Annotated in this window: 18 protein-coding genes; 7 read left to right on the top strand and 11 right to left on the bottom strand. The window is 41.7% G+C overall.

The features are described 5' to 3' along the window. The first annotated feature begins 3 nt into the window (after window positions 1-3). Genes BM176_RS12935 through BM176_RS12925 form a run of 3 tightly spaced genes read left to right on the top strand, consistent with a single transcriptional unit; the run spans window position 4 to window position 4,589 of the window. Window positions 4-1,137, top strand: a complete 1,134-nt coding sequence (locus BM176_RS12935) for a HEAT repeat domain-containing protein (protein ID WP_143097795.1) — start codon at window positions 4-6, stop codon at window positions 1,135-1,137. Further along, window positions 1,112-2,542, top strand: coding sequence for a glycosyltransferase family 2 protein (locus BM176_RS12930; protein ID WP_090103608.1), 1,431 nt, complete (start codon window positions 1,112-1,114; stop codon window positions 2,540-2,542). The genes BM176_RS12935 and BM176_RS12930 overlap by 26 nt, the downstream gene beginning before the upstream one ends. Window position 2,543: 1 nt before the next feature. Further along, window positions 2,544-4,589: an LTA synthase family protein gene (locus tag BM176_RS12925; RefSeq protein ID WP_090103606.1), complete on the top strand. Its 2,046-nt coding sequence runs from the start codon at window positions 2,544-2,546 to the stop codon at window positions 4,587-4,589. 5 nt (window positions 4,590-4,594) lie between these two features. On the opposite strand, the gene BM176_RS12920 is transcribed toward BM176_RS12925, so the two are convergent. Both BM176_RS12920 and BM176_RS12915 read right to left on the bottom strand, forming a co-directional pair. Continuing rightward, window positions 4,595-5,755 (bottom strand): hypothetical protein, encoded by a 1,161-nt coding sequence (locus BM176_RS12920; RefSeq protein ID WP_090103604.1) that lies wholly within the window; start codon window positions 5,753-5,755, stop codon window positions 4,595-4,597. Window positions 5,756-5,759: 4 nt separating this feature from the next. Then, the gene (locus BM176_RS12915) at window positions 5,760-7,004 is read right to left on the bottom strand and encodes a YaiO family outer membrane beta-barrel protein (RefSeq protein WP_090103602.1); all 1,245 of its coding nucleotides are present in this window, start codon (window positions 7,002-7,004) and stop codon (window positions 5,760-5,762) included. A gap of 299 nt (window positions 7,005-7,303) precedes the next feature. Between BM176_RS12915 and BM176_RS12910 the strand changes: the two genes are divergently transcribed. From BM176_RS12910 to BM176_RS12900, 3 genes are all read left to right on the top strand, one after another. Next, the gene (locus BM176_RS12910) at window positions 7,304-9,697 is read left to right on the top strand and encodes an MG2 domain-containing protein (RefSeq protein ID WP_090103600.1); all 2,394 of its coding nucleotides are present in this window, start codon (window positions 7,304-7,306) and stop codon (window positions 9,695-9,697) included. A 408-nt stretch (window positions 9,698-10,105) separates the two neighbouring features. Further along, window positions 10,106-11,239 (top strand): MFS transporter, encoded by a 1,134-nt coding sequence (locus BM176_RS12905; RefSeq protein ID WP_090103598.1) that lies wholly within the window; start codon window positions 10,106-10,108, stop codon window positions 11,237-11,239. A gap of 72 nt (window positions 11,240-11,311) precedes the next feature. Continuing rightward, the gene (locus BM176_RS12900) at window positions 11,312-11,956 is read left to right on the top strand and encodes an HAD-IA family hydrolase (protein ID WP_090103596.1); all 645 of its coding nucleotides are present in this window, start codon (window positions 11,312-11,314) and stop codon (window positions 11,954-11,956) included. A gap of 45 nt (window positions 11,957-12,001) precedes the next feature. Here the strand turns inward: BM176_RS12900 and BM176_RS12895 are convergent, their stop codons facing one another. The 8 genes from BM176_RS12895 to BM176_RS12860 are packed head-to-tail and all read right to left on the bottom strand — an operon-like array spanning window position 12,002 to window position 18,175. Continuing rightward, entirely contained in the window at window positions 12,002-12,517 is a 516-nt protein-coding gene (locus tag BM176_RS12895) for a 4'-phosphopantetheinyl transferase family protein (protein ID WP_090103595.1), read from the bottom strand. Next, window positions 12,514-12,768: an acyl carrier protein gene (locus BM176_RS12890; RefSeq protein ID WP_090103593.1), complete on the bottom strand. Its 255-nt coding sequence runs from the start codon at window positions 12,766-12,768 to the stop codon at window positions 12,514-12,516. The genes BM176_RS12895 and BM176_RS12890 overlap by 4 nt, the downstream gene beginning before the upstream one ends. Continuing rightward, the gene (locus BM176_RS12885; RefSeq protein WP_090103591.1) at window positions 12,769-14,040 is read right to left on the bottom strand and encodes a beta-ketoacyl-[acyl-carrier-protein] synthase family protein; all 1,272 of its coding nucleotides are present in this window, start codon (window positions 14,038-14,040) and stop codon (window positions 12,769-12,771) included. Continuing rightward, on the bottom strand, window positions 14,033-14,482 hold the full coding sequence (locus tag BM176_RS12880) for a 3-hydroxyacyl-ACP dehydratase FabZ family protein (RefSeq protein WP_090103589.1): 450 nt from the start codon (window positions 14,480-14,482) through the stop codon (window positions 14,033-14,035). The genes BM176_RS12885 and BM176_RS12880 overlap by 8 nt, the downstream gene beginning before the upstream one ends. Window positions 14,483-14,488: 6 nt before the next feature. Further along, window positions 14,489-15,286, bottom strand: coding sequence for an SDR family oxidoreductase (locus tag BM176_RS12875; RefSeq protein WP_090103587.1), 798 nt, complete (start codon window positions 15,284-15,286; stop codon window positions 14,489-14,491). Further along, window positions 15,280-16,332 carry a type III polyketide synthase gene (locus tag BM176_RS12870; protein ID WP_090104880.1) on the bottom strand — a complete coding sequence of 351 codons (1,053 nt, stop codon included), beginning with the start codon at window positions 16,330-16,332 and terminating at the stop codon, window positions 15,280-15,282. Before BM176_RS12870 ends, BM176_RS12875 begins: the two co-directional genes overlap by 7 nt. Next, the gene (locus BM176_RS12865) at window positions 16,329-17,042 is read right to left on the bottom strand and encodes a methyltransferase domain-containing protein (protein ID WP_090103585.1); all 714 of its coding nucleotides are present in this window, start codon (window positions 17,040-17,042) and stop codon (window positions 16,329-16,331) included. Before BM176_RS12865 ends, BM176_RS12870 begins: the two co-directional genes overlap by 4 nt. Continuing rightward, a complete protein-coding gene (locus BM176_RS12860) occupies window positions 17,042-18,175 on the bottom strand; it encodes an NAD(P)/FAD-dependent oxidoreductase (RefSeq protein WP_090103582.1) in 1,134 nt (377 codons plus the stop codon). Before BM176_RS12860 ends, BM176_RS12865 begins: the two co-directional genes overlap by 1 nt. A gap of 216 nt (window positions 18,176-18,391) precedes the next feature. Here BM176_RS12860 and BM176_RS12855 point away from each other — a divergent pair, with 216 nt between their 5' ends. After that, window positions 18,392-18,610: a hypothetical protein gene (locus BM176_RS12855; protein WP_090103580.1), complete on the top strand. Its 219-nt coding sequence runs from the start codon at window positions 18,392-18,394 to the stop codon at window positions 18,608-18,610. An 11-nt stretch (window positions 18,611-18,621) separates the two neighbouring features. On the opposite strand, the gene BM176_RS12850 is transcribed toward BM176_RS12855, so the two are convergent. Continuing rightward, the gene (locus BM176_RS12850; protein ID WP_090103579.1) at window positions 18,622-19,485 is read right to left on the bottom strand and encodes an AraC family transcriptional regulator; all 864 of its coding nucleotides are present in this window, start codon (window positions 19,483-19,485) and stop codon (window positions 18,622-18,624) included. Window positions 19,486-19,668: the final 183 nt, after the last annotated feature.

The following is a 19,668-nucleotide window of genomic DNA, read 5'->3' as shown; positions in this document are numbered from 1 at the left end:
TATATGTTACTGGGAATTAAGTTCACTCATCAACTGACAGGCCATTTCCCAGCCATCCATTACCTCTATATAGTTATTATAGTGTGCCTTGTTCTCATGATATTGGCGATAGCCTTTATAGGTGTATATATCTCTATTAAAAACCGGAAAAGGAAAAAAGATATTAAAAGAAAAAATGTTGCGGACAATTTAATTCAGAGAGTATTATTCTCTGATGAAGAACAAAATAACACTGATAAACCACGTTACAAGGGATATAAGCTGGTGCGGGATGCAAACTTCAGAAGAATTCTAACAGCAGAAATTCTCAGCGCCAGAAAGAATATTTCAGGAGCATCAGCAGAACGGCTTAAGCAGATGTATGAGGAGTTACACCTGGAAAAACATGCATTGCTAAATACAGATAGCCGTTATTGGCATATCAAAGCAAAGGGCCTGCAGGAACTGGCGATTATGGAAATGCGGGATTATGTAGATATAATAATCCCTTATGCAGATCACCCTAACGAATTAGTGCGCATTGAAGCACAAGCCGCCATCGTAAAGCTTCAGGGCTATAAAGGACTTCTTTTTCTGGATACGGTTACATATCCTGTATCTGACTGGCAACAGATAAAATTGCTGCACGAATTATCTAATTTCCAGGAGAATCAATCATTCGTGAATATTGAATCCTGGCTTCAATCAGCAAACTACAGTGTAATTATATTTGCAATGCGGATTGCCAGTAATAATCATCTTTTTAATATTCATGACAATATCATGGCCTGCATGGATCATGAAGAGCCGAGAGTACGGTTGCGTGCCATTCAAACCCTGAATGAAATATATACCGAACATACAACGGATGGCCTAAAGAAAAGATTTGCGTTTGAAACACATCATAATCAGATTGCAATTCTCAAGGTACTTCAGACTATTGGTACTGAGCGGGATGTAACTTTTATGTTTGATTATCTTGATAATGATAATAATGAACTAAGATTAACACTGATACGCACGATTGCAACCATCAGTGATCAAAAACTACAGGCACTTGAAAAATTTCCCCGGATAAAAGAGGCTCCATGGGCAGAGATGATGATGCAAATTAAAGGAGAAATTGAAAAATATGAACTGGCAAACATTAATTTTTGACGCACTCACTTATAGTATGCTTGGTTATTCATTACTGCTGTTACTCTGCTATATTTTAATAGGCGTATATTCTGTTGATGAAATTAAAAGGTACTTAAACAAGAACAGTTTTACAGATTATCGATTGCTTGCCGGCTCTACAGAAGCCCCCACTATCAGCATTCTGGCACCCGCCTATAATGAGGGGGCGACTATAACAGAAAATGTACGTTCTCTGCTTTCCATTCATTACAACAACCTGGAACTGATTATAATTAATGATGGCAGCAAAGACGATACATTATCAAAACTCATACTAGCCTACGATCTATTCCAGATTAATTATTTCTATAACGATCAGATATCAACTAAAAAAATACGCGGCGTATACAAGAGTCACAATAAAGTTTATCGAAAGCTAACCGTCGTTGATAAAGAAAACGGAGGCAAAGCAGATGCGCTTAATGTAGGAGTGAATATTGCTTCAAATAATTATATTGTTTGCATCGATGTGGATTGTGTTTTAGAACAAGATGCTATTCTCAAGCTCGCGAAACCTTTTATGGAGCAAACCAGCAAACGGATAATTGCTACAGGCGGCGTGATCAGAATTGCAAACAGTTGTGAAATTGAAAGTGGCAAACTTGTTAAAGTGAGGTTGCCCGAAAAATTATTACCAAGGATACAAACCCTTGAGTATATCAGGGCCTTCTTACTGGGAAGAATGGCCTGGAGTCGGCTTAACGGGCTGTTACTAATATCAGGAGCTTTTGGGGCTTTTGATAAAGAAATTGTTATCAAAGCTGGTGGATATAATCATAACACTGTTGGCGAGGATATGGAACTCGTAGTAAGAATGCGCCGTTTGATGGAAGAATTGAAACAGCCATATAAAGTTAGTTTTATACCCGACCCTTTATGCTGGACGGAAGCCCCTTCATCATATAAAATCCTGGGCAGACAACGCAACCGGTGGACACGCGGTACCATTGAGACACTTCTTTTGCACAAGGTAATGTTCTTCAATCCAAAGTATGGATTATTAGGAATGTTAAGTTATCCCTACTGGTTCTTTTTCGAGTTTCTGGCACCACTGGTTGAATTTATTGGCTTTTTAACTTTTCTTATATGCTGTATGCTGGGAATAGTAAACTGGTCATTTTTTTTAGTTCTGGCAATACTAATTTTCAGTTTTGGATTTTTATATTCTGTTTTTGCAATCCTGATGGAAGTATTAACCTATAACCAATATAATAATAACAGGGACATATTCAAGCTTGTACTTACTGCCATGATTGAACCTTTTATCTTCCACCCTTTTGTAGTATGGTCTGCTATACAGGGTAATATAGACCTGTTAAGGAATAAAAATTCATGGGGTGAAATGACAAGAGAGGGATTTGATTCAAAACATAAAAAGAAATAACTTGGAAAATAATAAGACAAATCGCAGTCTTAAAACCCGTGTTTTAAACTCAACATTTTCCTTCAGCACCTTTTCTATCATCTGGCTGATCCTTCTTTTAATAACCAGTTTAATTGAAATCATCTTCAATGGAATAACACACGGCCTTTCGGGTCAGGCTGCAGCAATGGTTACCAGGGCTATTATCAATGATCTGATATACTGGTTAAAATCTCTTGCCATACTATATCTGATTTTTGCCATTGTTTTTCTTATCAAAGAAAAATCTGCACGGATACTTTATATAGTCTTTATCATCCTTTCGGTACTCATACAGTTCTTCCTGATCAGATATTTCAATCTATCACTATTACCACTGGGAGCTGATCTGTTTGGCTATTCTGTTTCAGATATCCGTCAAACCGTAGGATCTTCCGGCGCGGTTAGTTTATCGGCTATCGGATTGTTTATTCTTTTTGCAGCCATCACATTTTCGTTACTTAAATGGCTTCCACAAAAAATCCGTATTCCTGCTATAGTTGCAAAACTACTGCCTTTGCTGTCAATATTATTTGTTTTAACCGGTATTTTCAGGTTGGTTGAACAGCCTGCTCTTAAAACAGAGTTTGCCAATAACCTTGTTCTTAATAAATCCGATTATTTTTTCAGTTCCTCTTATAATTATTTTTACCCTTCCGGTTATGAAACTGATATATATGCAGACAATTACATTATTGATTTTGTAGGGAAAGGAGGGAAATCTTCTTCATTCCGGTATGTAGATGAAAGCCATTTCCCATTTTTGCATCAGGATAGTACAGCTGATGTATTATCTCCCTTTTTCACAAAACCCACTACTCCTCCTCATATTGTTATTTTACTTGTAGAGGGATTGGGAAGAGCGTTTACCAATGAAGGTGCATATCTGGGTAATTTTACTCCCTTTTTAGATTCCCTGTCCGGCAAAAGCTTATACTGGAAAAATTGTTTAAGCGCAGGAGGAAGAACTTTTGCCGTCTTACCTTCATTACTTGGATCACTACCATTTGAGAAAAATGGATTCCTGGAAACAGGTTCACAGATGCCCAACACTATATCCTTATTGAACTTATTAAATTTCAATGGCTATCAAACCTCTTTTTATTATGGTGGTGATGCGGAGTTTGACAATATGGGAATGTACCTGCGAAAAAATCATATTGATGAATTGGAGGATATACATTCCTTCCCGGCAGGTTATACAAAACTTCCTGCTGTAAATGGCTTTTCCTGGGGCTATAATGATAAAGAATTATTCAGGCATTATTTAACTACCCGCCCCGATGATACAGTACCTCAGTTAAGTGTTATATTAACCGTTGCGACTCACAACCCGTTTGTAATTAATGAGGAAGAAAAGTACCTGCAGCGCTTTGAAGAAAGAATGACACAGCTGAGCTTCAATGATTCCAGGAAGCAGGAATACAGGGATTACAAATTACAATACGCCAGTATATTATATACTGATGACGCTTTGAAGAGCTTTTTTGAAACATATAAGAAACGTCATGATTTTAATAATACTATATTCCTGATAACCGGCGACCACCGGATGCCGGAGATACCGATGAGTGATAAGATAGATCGCTATCATGTACCATTAATTATATACTCTTCTTTACTTAAACGAACTGCACAGATCAGTGCGGTTTCCTCACATTTTGATATTACACCCAGTTTGCTTGCATTTCTGGAACACAGTTACCAGATCAAAAAGCCTTCACTGGCAAGCTGGATAGGCCAGGGTTTGGATACCAGCAGAAATTTCCAGAGCATAAATTTCTATCCGATGATGCAAACGAAAACAGATTTACTGGATTTTGTGATGGATGAATACCATTTGAATGGCGAACAGTTATTCAAGTTATCTGCAGATTTATCGGAGTTGCCGGTTCAGGATGATGACATGAAAAACAAGCTGAAAAATGCGTTTGATCAGTTTAGGAAACGGAATATGAAGCTAATTGATGGAAGCGGAAAATTAATTCCCGATACAATTATTAACAACTACACAAAAAAACGTCCGTAATTGTATCAGAGTTTCTCTGCTGCTTTATCAGACAGGATATGAGCCATCATAGGCTGATAAAAATTCCAGAAAAAACTCTCTCTTTCTGAAGGGTCTTCCTCATTATAAAAAAGCCATTTAAAATAACTGATTCCCATGAAATAGGAAGTAGTGAGATTTATTGGATTGTCGCAAAAATCACCTGAAAAATAATAGAACTGGTAATCGGTGCTTTTATGCATTAATATTGCGGGAAAAGTTTGAGGTATTCCGTACGTTTTCAATTCGTTGTCTCCACTGCTGTTAGTGCTTATAACAAATCTTGATATTGCATGATTGATTGACAGATCGGGGATCATAATATCGAACCAGAAGGGATACTTAATTACTGAAGGTAGAGAAAGCTTATCCTGCCCATATCTGGCAGTCAGAATATGTGGCATAGGATCTGTCAGGTGCGTACTATCTTCCAGTATAACCACAACATCATTATCATTCACGAAAGCAATACCCGCTTTATGAAATGGCCACGTATTATTATGTCTGGCTTTATAATTACGGATCAGCCAGAGGGGAAGTTCTTTATTCACGGTTGTATCGAAACTGCTAAAATACCTTGCGGTCCATCCGCTCCAATACAGTCCAAAGAGTTTTTCAAACTGATCACGTATATCCACTTTGGTTGGAGAAGCAATTGTATTGAATTCTGTTAGTATCAGTTTGTGCCTGGTTTTCATGTTACGAAGAAAATCTACATCCTGCTGGCTCATTCCTCCATATAATATTCCTGACCGTTCCGTATTCTGGCTTTGACTATACCATTCATTTTTATATATCCCGTAGGTATCCGTAAAATAAACAGCATCAGCATCCTCACTTAATTTCTTCAATTCTTCCGGAGAAAATCTTTCCAATCCTTTTAGCCTGAACTTTTCATTTTCAAGAGGGAAGAATCCAAAATAATCCCTGCTGATGGAATAACTTTTAGAAGATGTTTTAGTAAGCCTGTAATGATTCAGCAACCAGTTCAGGGATATATGTTCTTGTCCGCCAGAGGTTAATACTGTTTTATCAATAATGGCCATTACCATCTTTTTTTTAGGCGTGAACATCCAGCCCAGCCACATCCAGAACGGTAATAAAATGATCAGGAGCAATAAAGGTATTATCAGTTTTTTTCTATTCATTTTTCTAAAATCTTCTTTGATAACCTACACCTATATCAAGTTGAATACCACGGGTATCCCGCTGGTACTCCTGGTAGTCAAGACTGACATTCAGATAAATAACATTTAACTTTTTAAGAGAATAGTGAAATCCGCCAGAGATATTGTGTGATTTCAGCTTATAACTTTTGTTGTTATTAAGGAGAATATTATTCCGCGGATCGTCTGGAGAAATGCCGGTGCCAATACCCAGGCGGAAAAAATCATCGGCTCCACCAAAATAGTATCTGACATTTAAAGAGTACGACTGAGAAACAGCGTTATTAGAAGGAGTGAGAAAAGTCCGTAAGTTTAACCAGTAATTTTTATAGTACTTGCCTAATGAAGCTGTATAAATCCATGTTGCATCCCCAAAGTTCAGATACCTGAACCCCGCTTCAGCTTCAAAACTTGCCGGTAGATTGGCATAAAGGGAAAAACCCGCACGATACCTGGGGAAAACACCCACTGTATTAGAATAGCCCCCGTTTACATAGGCATAGAACGTAGGAGAAATATGCGGATAAGCATCTAATTCTACCTGGGTACCATTTGTGCTGAAACGGTTTGCATAATTAATCCTTGCAATAACAGCACCTATGCCGGTTTGACGCGTATAATCAATGCTAGCCAGATGCCAGGGGTTATCAAACCGTTTATCAAATTTCACGAAGTCGTAGCTAATACCGATTTTATTTTTGGAACTGTTATCCTTAATCCGGTCTGCCAGGGACCTTGCCGCAGTATTCCGGGAATCAATTTTTAAAAGGTAGGTAACAACAGTATTTGCTTCCGCAAAACGACGCATGGCATTAAGCAATTTGGCCTTAAGCATCAGCAGGTCTGTTGACTGTTCATGATACTTTAAACCACTATTACATATTTGCAGGGCGGTTTCATAATTATCATTCCAATACTCCAGATTTCCATAAGCAAAAGAAGCATCCTCATTATCAGGTTCTTTGTTTAATACCTGGGTAAATGCAATGCGGGCGCTGTCAGTTTTTTTCGACCACGTATATAAACGTCCTAAAAATATCCGGATATCTTCATAATCAGGACTGTTAACGAGAGCCTGGTTACAAAGCATTATCGCCTGGGGATAATCCTTCTGATCAAAGGCGGCTGTACGGGCACGTTGAAATAATTCATCAGCCGTATAGGATTGTGCCGATACTACAGAAACAGTGACCATTACAATAAAGATCAACAACTTTATTTTCAGATTCATTTGGGGTGATTCGGTGGATATATGTTATTTTTTTTACACAGGATAAAGCACGCAGTAATTGTCTAATATGTTCATTCTCAATTATTTCACTGAAATGAAGTTACAAAGAAAAACTGATTAACTAACAATACCAGGTACTTAAATCGAATCCATTCAGACACAGGAAGATACCGCTCATGTATATATAAAATAAGGTTATTGTTTTATAGCATATTTTTTGTTGGTATCTTGTACTAAATAAGGTTATAAATGGAATCCTCACCGATTAAAAAAAAAGTCATTTAAAGTGGGCACTCCCCTTGATTATCCTGGGGTCTATCGCATTTTTCCCTGCTTCGGATTGGTCCGATAAGGTGACGGATGCTCTTCAACAGTTTGGCCAGCGCTTTCCACAGGAAAAAGTATACCTCCACCTCGACAAAGATTATTATGCTTCCGGAGAAACGATCTGGTTCAAAGCATACATCATGGTACAGGGGATGCCTTCAGTCGGCGCTACTAACCTGTATGTGGAACTACTGGATAAAAACGGGACAATCGTAATGAAAAAACGCCTTGTGGCAGGTGGAGCTGCTGCAATCGGCGACTTTGAGCTACCGGAAAGCCAGAAGGCTGGTCAGTACCAGCTGCGGGCCTACACTGCCTGGATGCTCAACTTTGATGCAGCCTTTCTCTGTTACAGGAATATAGAAGTCTTCGAGCCCCAGAAACGTAATAATCTGCCTGACAGAAAGGATACTACCATAACACACGATTTTGCAGTACAATTCTTTCCCGAAGGTGGTGATCTGCTGAATGACATTTCTTCCAGGGTAGCATTCAAAGCAATAGACCAGAGCGGTTATCCGGTACCCGTGAGTGGAAAGGTACTGAACAGTAAAGGGAAAACCATCGCTACCATAGAAACTATACACGACGGTATGGGTGCATTCGAACTTACACCCGCTGCTGGTGAAAACTATCACGCAATTGTTAAAACAGCAGGTGGTCTGGAAAAGGATATCACATTGCCTGCATCTAAAGCTACCGGGGCCGGACTTAAAATCTTTAACAGGGGCGTCCGCATTTTCTACCAGGCAGTACTCCCAAATCCGACAGATACCTCCTTAGACCGTATGCTGGTGGTAGCACAAATGCAGCAGCAACTGGTATATAAAGCCATATTAAAAGTGTCCGACGGAAGGATCAGTGGCTTCATCCCTACAGACGGGATTCCTTCCGGGATCTTACAGGTCACTTTGTTTGATGTGAATGGTGTTCCCCTGTCGGAAAGACTGGTATTCGTGCGGAAAAAAGACCAGCTGACCATCAACCTGACAAACCCATATATCAATACAGAAGAGAGACAAAGGAATTCGATTGATATAGAAATCCCGGATACCCTCCATACCAGTTTATCGGTTGCCGTTACTGATGCCGACCAGGTAGTGGAAAATCCGGACGAACATAACATCATCTCCGAACTGTTACTTTCTTCCGATCTGAAAGGATACATCTACAACCCAGCCTGGTACTTCCGCGATAGCACCAAAGAGACCGTGGATGCACTTGATCTGGTGATGATGACCAATGGCTGGAGAAGGTTCAACTGGGCAAAGATCATCAACAATGACATGCCCCAGATCAGGTTCCCCTACGAACAGGGAATACTTATTAAAGGCACCGCCTTTTCGGGTAACGGCCGCGTACCTCTTCCCAATGGCAAAGTAGACATGATCCTCAAACATCCGCTGGATAGCACTACCGACTTTACATCAGTTCCTACCAACGACAGAGGCGAATTTGTGTTAACGGGCGTTCAATTCATGGATACCTTAAACATATATTATAAAGGTGGCGATAAAGATAAAAAGTGGAAAGATGTAACTGTAAAATTCAATTCACATTTCTTTGATAACTCTGCTCCGGTTACTTCTCCCTACCCTTTCCGTATACCGGCAGAACTAGATAAAAGCACCCTTACCCGCTTCCTGACTACCGCATCTGAAAACAACAGGGTGAACAGGGCTATCAGCAACAGAACCATTCTGCTGAAAGAGGTGAATATAAGGGAGAAAAAGATTGCGCCACAGGAAACCACGGAAAAAAGATATACCTCCGGGTTGTTCTCCGGTGGCGATGGCTATACGTTTGATCTCACCCAGGAAACAGTTACGTCCTTTAATGTATTTCAGTATTTACAGTCGAAGGTAGCGGGCCTTCAGATTACAGGGGATTACAGCAATCCTTCATTGAGCTGGCGGGGAGGTACACCCAGCTTATTCCTGAATGAGATGCCTGTGGACAAGGATATGGTAAGCAGTATAAATGTCAATGATATTGCGCTGATCAAAGTATTCCGTCCTCCATTTATGGGCGGATTTGGTGGAAGTCCTGGTGGTGCGATTGCTATCTATACTAAAAAAGGTGGTGATAATAAAGACGAAACGGTAAAAGGCTTTGAGCTTTATAAGAAGGGTGGTTATAATATTGTGAAGGAGTTCTACTCTCCAGACTATTCCGTAAGGAAGGAAGTGCATGCTCTGGCAGACAAAAGACTTACCCTTTACTGGAATCCACGTGTGCAGATAGATTCCGCTACTCATAGGGTAAGGATCTCCTTCTATAACAATGATTTCTCTACACATTTCCGTGTAGTGGTAGAAGGTATTGCGGAAGATGGTCGCCCGGGACGAGTAGAAGAGGTTTATTAAGTCACTTTGGGTTCATGTGGGATTAACTATTTTGGGTCTTATCAAGCGTATGGATATTATTTGATGATATCAACGTTGATTCAGGTGGGATTGCGGACTGTACCCATTTGGTAGCAATTCTATCTGGCATTATCAAGCGTATGGGCTTTAGAATATTATTGGACGATGTCAATCGTGGGTCAACTGCCTGCTGATATTGCCTTGAATCAATTGTTTATTGAGCTTGCATTTTTACTATATATTTTATTGTAAAGGGCTATATCATATTTTTGATATAGCCCTTTTTATTAGGTACAACCATAGCTATTCTTAGGCTATAAGTGAATATCAAAAATGTGATGCGCTGTTTTTAACTCACCTCCAATCATTATTAATTTTAACTTTACCTCCGGATTAGAGTACAATCATATGGATTCTCCGAGGGCGGCACGTATAGCGATCACAATATTCTTCTTTATTTCAGGGTTCGGATTCTCTTCCTGGGCATCAAGAATCCCTGATATTCAACACAAGCTAAACCTGAATGAGGCCCAGCTTGGCAGTATCCTGTTTGCCCTGCCCCTTGGCCTGATCCTCACTTTACCAGTTACCGGCATTCTTTTACAGCGTTACAGTAGCCGTAATATTATGATGGTGGGTGCCCTGGTTTTCAACCTGATGTTAGCCCTGATAGGGTTTGCATCCACTTCCTGGCAACTTGTAATTGTATTATTCTGCTTTGGCTGTTCCAGGAACCTGATGAACATCTCCATGAATGCACAATCCATTGGTGTGCAAACACTCTTCAGCAAATCAATCATCACTACATTTCATGGTGTGTGGAGTCTGGCTGGCTTTGGCGGGGCGCTTATAGGCTTATTAATGGTAAACCTGACAGTTCCTACCTCCTGGCACTTCCTGGCAGTAGGGTTATCTATGGTGGTCCTGGGATTCTTTGCATTCCCTACCAGTCTGCATCAGCCACCTTCTACAAGCAGCGGAAAACGCCTGATCCTTCCAGATAAACACCTGTTGAAATTCGGATTAGTTTCCTTTGCAGTTATGTCCTGCGAGGGGACTATGTACGACTGGAGTGGCATCTATTTTCAAAAAGCCGTACATGCACCTAAAGGGATTGTTACAGCCGGTTATGTTGCATATATGATAGCGATGGCAACCGGAAGATTCAGTGGAGATAAACTTGTGCACAAATGGGGCATTCCCACTATAATAAAGTATAGTGGTCTGCTTATATTCTGTGGCCTGCTGCTGGCAGCTTTATTCCCTTCGCCCATTCCTGCGGGGATAGGATTTATGATGACCGGTGTTGGAGTATCCTGCGTAGTTCCACTGGTATTCAGTATGGCCGGAAGATCCAAAAGCATGGGTAGTGGATCAGCCATAGCAGCAGTATCTACAGTGGGATATCTGGGTTTCCTGATGGTTCCTCCTGTTGTTGGTTTTCTTGCAGAAGCCGCAGGACTTCGCTGGTCATTTGCCATCATTGCCTGCCTGGGGATGGTAATCAGCTGGCTTATCAGCCGGGTTAAAGAAGAAGCGTAAACCAGAATAATCCCTTTGGAGGATTGAACTTATATGCTGCATTAGAGAAGAAGTTTAAACATAACTTAAAATATGAACAAACCGGAATGCATCATTTTTGATTGCGATGGCGTATTGGTAGACAGTGAGGTGATCAACAACAGGGTGTTGCTTGAAATGGCATCAGAGTATGGTGTTAGCATGGACCTTACAACAGCTGTAGAAGAATTTAGCGGGATCAGATTAAAAGAAGGGATTAAGATATTACAGCAACGTGCCAATCGTCCTTTTCCGGACAACTTCGAACAGACTTTCAGGGCAAGGACTTATGAGATTTTTAAAAAGGAAATGAAAGCAGTAGAAGGTGTGAAAACATTACTGGACAGTCTGACCATTCCCTTCTGTGTAGCATCCAGTGGACCTGTTGAAAAGATAAAACTGAATCTTACAGTAACCGGCCTCGTTGGATATTTTGAGAATAGGATCTTTAGTGGATATGATATTAACAGTTGGAAACCTGATCCCGGGATTTTCCTGTATGCTGCAGAAAAAATGGAATTCGCACCTGCTGTTTGTGCAGTGATAGAAGATAGTAAGGCGGGAATTATAGCAGCTAAGAGAGGTGGTTTTAACACATTTGGTTACGCTAAACCGTTTAATGCAAAAGAACTGGAAAAAGAAGGCGCAACCGTTTTCTATCACATGCATGAATTACCCAAATTATTATCATTGGATTGATATCCTCACAATTAGCAGAATTGAATCCAAAGTGATGGGAATCATTTATATCATATGAAGAGTGCCAGCATAATTATTGGACCGATAGATCACCAATCCGGCGAAACGCCCATGATGACTGATTGATACAGGACTTCCCTCCAAATATGGAACTCCATCATCATCCTTGGAAATATCCCATTGCTCCCTTTTTAATGCATCTTCTGTATAGATTTCCAGCGCATCAAACAGCTCAGCTTTTTCAACAGCAATTGTATGAATGCAGTAACCTGATTGCAGGCTCCTAAAAGGATAGACATGTCCCTCATATGTGACAGTGCCTGCTGTTACTGAACAATTAAACTTAAGTGGTGCGTAGGTTCTTACCCGTGTGTGGCGGTGTACAATCTTATAGACAGCCTCTTTACAACTCCACAACAGCCATACTGCGGTTGTTGGATCTGCAGAAGCAAGTATAAAAGACTGTTCATCCGCAGTAAAGATTTTATTTAAATACCCCTGGCGTTGCCAGTAACTTTCCCGTTCTGCAAGGTGGAGATCAACAATATCGTTGCCGATCATTGTCCGGCGAGTTTTGATTGTATGATTTCTATAGCGGCCTTTACATTCAGCATCCTCTCCATTGAATCATTATCTACCACGATGTTGAATTTTTCTTCCACATCGAGGATAATATCCACCAGGTTAGCAGAATTGATCTGAAGATCGTTTACGAAATCTGTGTTCTCACTGATGTTATTTAATGCCTCTTCATTTTTCGTATACGGTTTCACTATTTCTTTAATTGCTGCAATTAAGGTTTCTTGATCCATCTATTTATATTTCTTTAAAATTATACAGGCATTTACGTCGCCAAATCCGAAACTGGCTTTGGCAATCAAATTTAATTCTTTATGTATGAGCTGTTGTGGTATTTTTTCTTCATCTACAATAGCACTGATCTCCGGATGCAGATCTTCACAATTGATATTGGGAAACAGGAAGCCTTCATGTAACTGTAAGACTGCCGCCACCAGTTCAATACTGCCGGAAGCACTAAGGCAGTGGCCTATCATAGACTTTAAAGCATTGATATAAGGAAAATCTTTCCCTTTGCGGTTCAGTGCTATACTCCAGTTCTCAATTTCAAGCGTATCTTTCCCTGTGGCTGTCAGGTGACCGTTGATCGCATCAATTTCATGAGCGTCCACTCCTGCATATTGCAATGCCCCTGTAATACAACGCTGCACTGCCAAGCTGTTCGGAGCTGTCATGGTACCATCACCGCGCTGACCGCCGGAGTTGACATATCCGCCCAATACTTCTGCGTAGATTTTTGCATTGCGATCCAGGGCACTCTCCAGCGATTCCAGAAGCAGAGCTCCGGCACCGCTGCCAGGGACAAAACCGCTGGCCGTTGCACTCATGGGTCTTGAACCCGCAGCAGGATGATCATTATGTTTGAAAGTACACACTTTCAGGGCATCAAAACCGCCCCAGATATATGGTCCGCTATCACTGGTACTGCCGGCAAGCATACGCTTTGCCTGTCCGGATACAATACGTTCGTATGCCATCAGCAAACTTTCGGCACCTGTGATACAGGCCGATGAGTTTGTAGTGACCTGATTGCCTAATCCCAGCTTCCCCCCCAGCCAGGCGCTGATACCGCTGGCCATTGTTTGTGGAACGACGGTGCTACCCAATCGACGCACCTGGAGGTCATCTACTTTATAAATGGCTTCTCTTAATTTGTCTACTCCTGCTGAACCCGCACCGAAGATAGTACCACTGTCCCAATCGGGTTCACCTGTATTGTTGATGGGTAACTGCGCATCTTTCCAGGCATCCATACCGGCAATCAATCCGTAGAGAATACCGTTGCTGTTAAAGTTTCTGAGTTCCAGTGGTTCCAGATAGGATAGTTGCAGGTTTTCAGGAACATCGGGTTTACCCGTGATCTGGCAGGAGAACTGCAATGCTTCCAGTTGTGGATCATGACGGATTCCTGAAATGCCTTTTTTAATGGCATCCTTAAAGACCGGGATCCCTACTCCGTTGGGAGCAGCAACCCCTAATCCTGTGATGACAACTCTCTTACGCATTTGTAGGTCTGGTAATGATCATTCCGGAAATAATTCCACTGCAAACCTCTTTTCCCTCACTATTATTCAGTTTCACTTTACATTTCAGCTTACCGAACCGAAAGTATACTTTTTCAGATATTACTGTCACTTTTTCGCCCGGAAAAACCGGTAACCGGAAATGCACTTCTGAGGAAGTCAGGGCAAATGATCTGCCTTTACAGGTTTCCATATCTGCTGTAATGTAAATACCGAGGCACACAAGGCCTATTTGTGCCATTACTTCTGTGAGCAGCACACCCGGCGTAACAGGATATTTTATGAAATGCCCCTTATAGCACTCCATCTCAGGGTGAAAGGTGTAGTGGCCTGTGGCTCCTTCATTATCAATATGATCCAATGCATCTACAAACAGAAAAGAGGGGCCATAAGGCAGACATTCTAATACTTCTTCTTTAGTCATGAATTATTAACTGATATGTGATCCTCCATCAACAGGAATAATGGTACCGCTGATCCATGCAGCTTCATCTTTACATAAAAGATACACAACATTGGCAACATCTTCCGGTGTGGTTAAACGGTGAAAAGGATTTCTATTTTTATCGTGATTGATTAATTGTTCACTTCCCGGAATCATCTGTAAAGAGCGCGTATCTGTAATTCCTGCCTGAATACAGTTGGCCCGCAGCCCCTTTGGCGCATATTCCAGTGCTATATTTCTTGTAATAGCTTCCAATGCTGCTTTAGCAGCAGATACAGCAGCATAGTGTTTCCATGCTCTGTTACTTCCCTCACTGGTAAAAGAAATAATGCGGGCATCAGCTGCGAATAACTGACTGTTCACTATCCCCTGGGTCCAGTCATAAAGACTGAATGCCATTCCTTCCATTGTAAGTCTGAAATCATCTATGCTCAGAATAGGTCCGCTTTCAGATATCATTGCTTTCAGATTACCCCGTGCTATGCTATGCAGCAGGCACCTGACTCTTCCGGCATCTCCCATCTGTTCTTTCAGCTGTACCAGGATCTCTCCACGTTTCTCCGCATTAATGGCATCTGCATTAAAAGAGATCAGGCGAACGCCGGTAGCCCTCACCGAATCAAAGGCAGCATTGATCTTTTCCATATCAATGCGTGGATCGCGGTGAACGATACAGATGTTCATACCATGTGCCGCCAGCTTGCGGGCAGCTGCGAGTCCGAGACCACTGCTACCACCAAGGACAACTGCCCAGTACTGATGAACTTCAAATTCTTTTACCATTGCAATAAGATTCTCTGTGCAGAAAAACCCGGACCGAAGCTCAGCATCAGGCCTTTCTGACCGGTAGGTAACTTCATATCCATAAAACGTTCCAACACATATAATACAGTAGCACTGGACATATTACCGTATAAACGTAATACTTCTTTTGTATCATCAATATTTTTCCCCTGCTCACCGAATAAGGCTTCCACTGTCTGGATGATCTTTCTGCCGCCGGGATGGAAGATCAGATGATCCACCTCCTGGATGGTCATTCCATGTTTTGCCAGGAATGGATGCACAATATCCGGAAAATGTGCGGCAATCCGATCAGGTACTTCCACATCCAATACCATTTGTAAGCCTGTATTGGTAAGTTTAAAGCCCATCATATGCTCTGCATCAAAGAAATGGTACATTCCTTCCGCAATAATTGCTGGTCCCTGGTCCGCTTCATGTGAGGACAGAATCACACAGGCGGCACCATCTCCAAAGATGGCTGCACTCACAATATTCGCCATAGAGAAGTCTTCCAGCTGGAAAGTAGCGGTAGGAGATTCTACTGCGATCACCGCCGCCCGCTTTCCCGGATTAGCTTCCAGAAACTTTTTGGCATAGATCATTCCGGATACGCCTGCGGCACAACCCATTTCTGTTACGGGCAGGCGCACAATATCCTGGCGCAACTGCAAGGCATTGATCAGATAGGCGTCCAGAGATGGAATCATGATACCGGTGCAACTCACGGTGATGATATAGTCCAGATCCTGCGGCTGAAGACCGGCTTTATTCAGGGCATCTCCCAGACATTTTTTACCCAATAGGATCACTTCACGGACATAGATATCATTTTTCTCTTCAAACGAAGTGTTACTAAAAACCTCTTCGGGACTCATAATCGAATAACGCTTATCTACTGCTGCGTTCTCGAAAATCTTTTTTACTTTCCTTACAAAACGGTCTTCCTGGCCGGATAACCAAAAATCCAGGAAAGGCATAATCTCGTCTGTTGTTCTGGAATACTGAGGTAAGGCTTTCGCTACGGCTTGTATTTTAACACTCATAAATTTGAAATTATCCACTGGTAACGGAAAGCCCATTTCCACCTGAGGGTATAATGTACGATATTTAGACTTTCTGACAATTCAAGGATCTCCTTTCTTTTGAATCCCCGGAGAATAGAGGTCAATCCATCTTCCCGTGAAATCTTTCCCAGCCGGAACACAACAGATATCAGATGAAACAATCTGTAAGCCAATGCACTACGGTGCAGATCATTGATAACAATACCTACTGTTGCGTTACTGAGAAACCGGTTCATCAGCTGCAGGATCTCCCCCGTTTTAAAGTGATGTAATGTAAGGGTACACAAAAGGATATCATAGGGCATCCTGTCAAAGGCCTCATCCATCACATCTATACATTCGTAACTAATCTCCGGATAGTTTGCAGACAGGACTGTAGCATGCCTCACCGCAAAGTTATTGGCATCAATGCCCCGCAGTTTCAGTTGCAGTCCATGCTTCCTTCCATATACTGCCAGCTCCCGCAGCATATCGCCATTCCCGCAGCCAATATCAGCAATCACTATTTCCTTTCCGGCAGGCACTTTATTCAGCAATACCGCTACGCCACTCAGAGTAGCCTTATTACCTCCTAACAGGCGGTTGATCTGTGCAATTTCGTCCAGGTTTTCCCGTAGCTCCTCTCCTTCCAGCAGAAAATCATCCATGATCTCAGGAGCAAGTGTCCTTTCACGGGTGTTTATAAACATCAGCTATTTACTTTTAAAGGTCTTCCATGTGTTTGTTTGATGATCACCGGCAGCAACGCAGGGAACAATACCAACCCCTTCATCACAGCAGCCGAAAGCCGGTCTTTCCGGAATAAGGCGGAGAGTATTTTACCAGCTCCTATCCTTTTACCGAACTCTTTTTTCCAGGCTTTGGTATAGTTATTTTCCAGTATGCTACGGGAAGGAATGTTTCCTTCAAAAAACTGCAATACCTGTTCCGAAGCTATTTTGGCGCTGTGAATAGCCATAGCCATTCCATTTCCGCAAAGCGGGTGAATTAAACCAGCCGTGTCGCCCGTCATCAGGATATGACGATCTACCTTTTCTTTTTCTGCAAAGGAAACCTGACTGATGGTTAAGGGACGTTCAAATAAAGGTTCACTGTTCTCAAATATCTGCTGCAGGTGTTTATTTCTATGCAGCACTTCCTGCCGGTGTGTATCAATATTTTTAAACTGTTTAAAGGTATCATAACTCACCAGGTAACAGATATTGATGATCTCATTTTCCACTTTCGAAACGCCGCAATAACCGCCCCGGAAGTTGTGCAATGCCACCAGCCCGTCGGGGAAGCTACCCCGGTAATGGCCTTTTATAGCCAGCCAGGGAGAGCGTTCCTTTAAAAAGGACCTGTCCAGTTGCTGATCCAGTGCGGCACGTTTGCCATATGCGCCAAATACAAAACGCGCTGTCAACATCCCATGATCTGCTGTGCTGACTATAAAGCGGTTATGCTCAAAAACAATATCCGTAACCGTATCTTCCAGTAATTCGCAACCATTATTCACTGCCTGTTCCATAAGGAACTGGTCGAGCGCATACCTGCTGATGCCGAAACCACCCATTGGCAAAGGGGTTTCCACCATTTTGCCGGTAACGGCAGAAATGCTCACGCGATCTATCTGTGCGGGTTGCAGCACAGCAGGATCTGCCCCTAACCATTGCAGGTAAGGCAATACTTCGTTGGAGATATACTCTCCGCAAACCTTATGTCTGGGGAATTGATGCTTCTCGACAACAATAACGTGCAAACCTGCACGAGACAGATGAATAGCACTGGTTAGTCCGGCCAGCCCCCCTCCGACTACAATGACATCGCTTACCGGCTGCATATCCCCTATTTAAATGTGACAGTGAACATTCCGGTACAATATTAAACAATACAACCAAATAATCTAGTACCAGTATATAGTGGGTATTTTTTTTACTTTCCTGATACTTTAAGGTGGGTATAAAAATCCTCCCCAAAGCGCTTATAATCACAATATTCCCCTATTTTCAGGTGGCGCAGTATTTGTTTATGTATAAATGACCTTAAAACTGATGATATGATAAATACAATGCGGGCAGGCCCCCGGACACCGGGGAAACCATCTGATAATGATATAGATGTAAATCAAAACGATCACATTTCTTCTCAGGTTGAAGAGGAAGAAAAGGATGATACAAAAGAAGAGGATGCTAATATTGGCGGACAAAAGTTCGAAGAAAACGATATTACAGATGAGGATGCGGAGAATTTGAACCACATAGTCAATCCACAGTAAGGAACAAATAGTTAGTATTCCATTGATTTCATAGCCGTCTTTTTATAACTGGTAAAGTTCAGTCCGGAGAGATTTTTAAAGAATTTACTGAAGTGGGCGATATCCTCAAATCCCAGGCTATAGGCTATTTCCTTCATGCTGGCACCAGAATACGCAGCCAATCTCTTGGCTTCCAGTAGTACCCGCTGACGAATATGATAGCTGGCCGGAAAGCCTGACGCTTTCTTCACGATTTCATTCAGGTGATTGGGAGAAATATTTAGTTCTTCTGCATAATCGGAAACCATTTTATGCTCCATATATTTCTTCTCAACAATAGCAAAAAACCTGTTAACCAGTTCTACCCTTCTGGGAGATGCAATGTCTGCCATACGGGGTTCATACTGCCTTGTTAAATAAATTAAAAAGATCTTCAACAGGCCCTTCAGAATCTCAGACCTGAGCAGGAAGAAGTTATCATACTCTTTCATCATTTTCAGCAACAGGTCTTCCATTTCTGTTTTCATTTCCTCACTCACTTTAATGGCGCGGGAACAGGCATACTTTTGCCGGGAAATTAACGTAGGGGTTCCTTCCGGCATTAAAAGAAAGTCGGGCGTAAAGGAAAGCACATACCCCCGCAGATCATTGTTTGCCCTGAACTGGTGTAATTGTCCGGGGCTAAGGCAATACACGTGGTTGGAAGTTAAATCCATGCATTCAAGATCTATCAGGCAGGTGCCCGCTCCTTCCTTTACCCAGACTATTTCAAAATAGTCGTGACGATGAGGGACGTTATCGTTTGCTTTCTCCATTTTCTCTGCCCATTCTATTGCATGAATTTCAAAAGAAGGCATATCCAGCTGGCTGCCGGGCGACTGAGCTAAAGTTGTCATTCCTGAGGGTTTAGTTGTATTAGTTACAAAATGGGCTTTTAATAACAAGGCTCAAATTCGGCATTACCGCGTTTTCATGGGATTTTGAATTTTTCCTGCCTTGGAAAGGCAAAACACATACCATCCATACAATCAACTAATAATCAATCAATTAATAAAACAAACTATTCTTTTTATTCACTG

This window comes from Chitinophaga sp. CF118 (assembly GCF_900112615.1).
In the GTDB taxonomy this organism is placed as follows: domain Bacteria; phylum Bacteroidota; class Bacteroidia; order Chitinophagales; family Chitinophagaceae; genus Chitinophaga.
The sequence above is the reverse complement of the archived record's forward strand: the minus strand, read 5'-3'. Positions and strand labels throughout refer to the sequence as shown.

Coding starts and splice junctions, on each gene's coding strand:
- BM176_RS12935 (WP_143097795.1), top strand. CDS start 4: ATGTTACTGGGAATTAAGTTCACTCATCAACTGACAGGCCATTTCCCA.
- BM176_RS12930 (WP_090103608.1), top strand. CDS start 1,112: ATGAACTGGCAAACATTAATTTTTGACGCACTCACTTATAGTATGCTT.
- BM176_RS12920 (WP_090103604.1), bottom strand. CDS start 5,755: ATGAATAGAAAAAAACTGATAATACCTTTATTGCTCCTGATCATTTTA.
- BM176_RS12915 (WP_090103602.1), bottom strand. CDS start 7,004: ATGAATCTGAAAATAAAGTTGTTGATCTTTATTGTAATGGTCACTGTT.
- BM176_RS12905 (WP_090103598.1), top strand. CDS start 10,106: ATGGATTCTCCGAGGGCGGCACGTATAGCGATCACAATATTCTTCTTT.
- BM176_RS12900 (WP_090103596.1), top strand. CDS start 11,312: ATGAACAAACCGGAATGCATCATTTTTGATTGCGATGGCGTATTGGTA.
- BM176_RS12895 (WP_090103595.1), bottom strand. CDS start 12,517: ATGATCGGCAACGATATTGTTGATCTCCACCTTGCAGAACGGGAAAGT.
- BM176_RS12890 (WP_090103593.1), bottom strand. CDS start 12,768: ATGGATCAAGAAACCTTAATTGCAGCAATTAAAGAAATAGTGAAACCG.
- BM176_RS12885 (WP_090103591.1), bottom strand. CDS start 14,040: ATGCGTAAGAGAGTTGTCATCACAGGATTAGGGGTTGCTGCTCCCAAC.
- BM176_RS12880 (WP_090103589.1), bottom strand. CDS start 14,482: ATGACTAAAGAAGAAGTATTAGAATGTCTGCCTTATGGCCCCTCTTTT.
- BM176_RS12875 (WP_090103587.1), bottom strand. CDS start 15,286: ATGGTAAAAGAATTTGAAGTTCATCAGTACTGGGCAGTTGTCCTTGGT.
- BM176_RS12870 (WP_090104880.1), bottom strand. CDS start 16,332: ATGAGTGTTAAAATACAAGCCGTAGCGAAAGCCTTACCTCAGTATTCC.
- BM176_RS12865 (WP_090103585.1), bottom strand. CDS start 17,042: ATGTTTATAAACACCCGTGAAAGGACACTTGCTCCTGAGATCATGGAT.
- BM176_RS12860 (WP_090103582.1), bottom strand. CDS start 18,175: ATGCAGCCGGTAAGCGATGTCATTGTAGTCGGAGGGGGGCTGGCCGGA.
- BM176_RS12855 (WP_090103580.1), top strand. CDS start 18,392: ATGATAAATACAATGCGGGCAGGCCCCCGGACACCGGGGAAACCATCT.
- BM176_RS12850 (WP_090103579.1), bottom strand. CDS start 19,485: ATGACAACTTTAGCTCAGTCGCCCGGCAGCCAGCTGGATATGCCTTCT.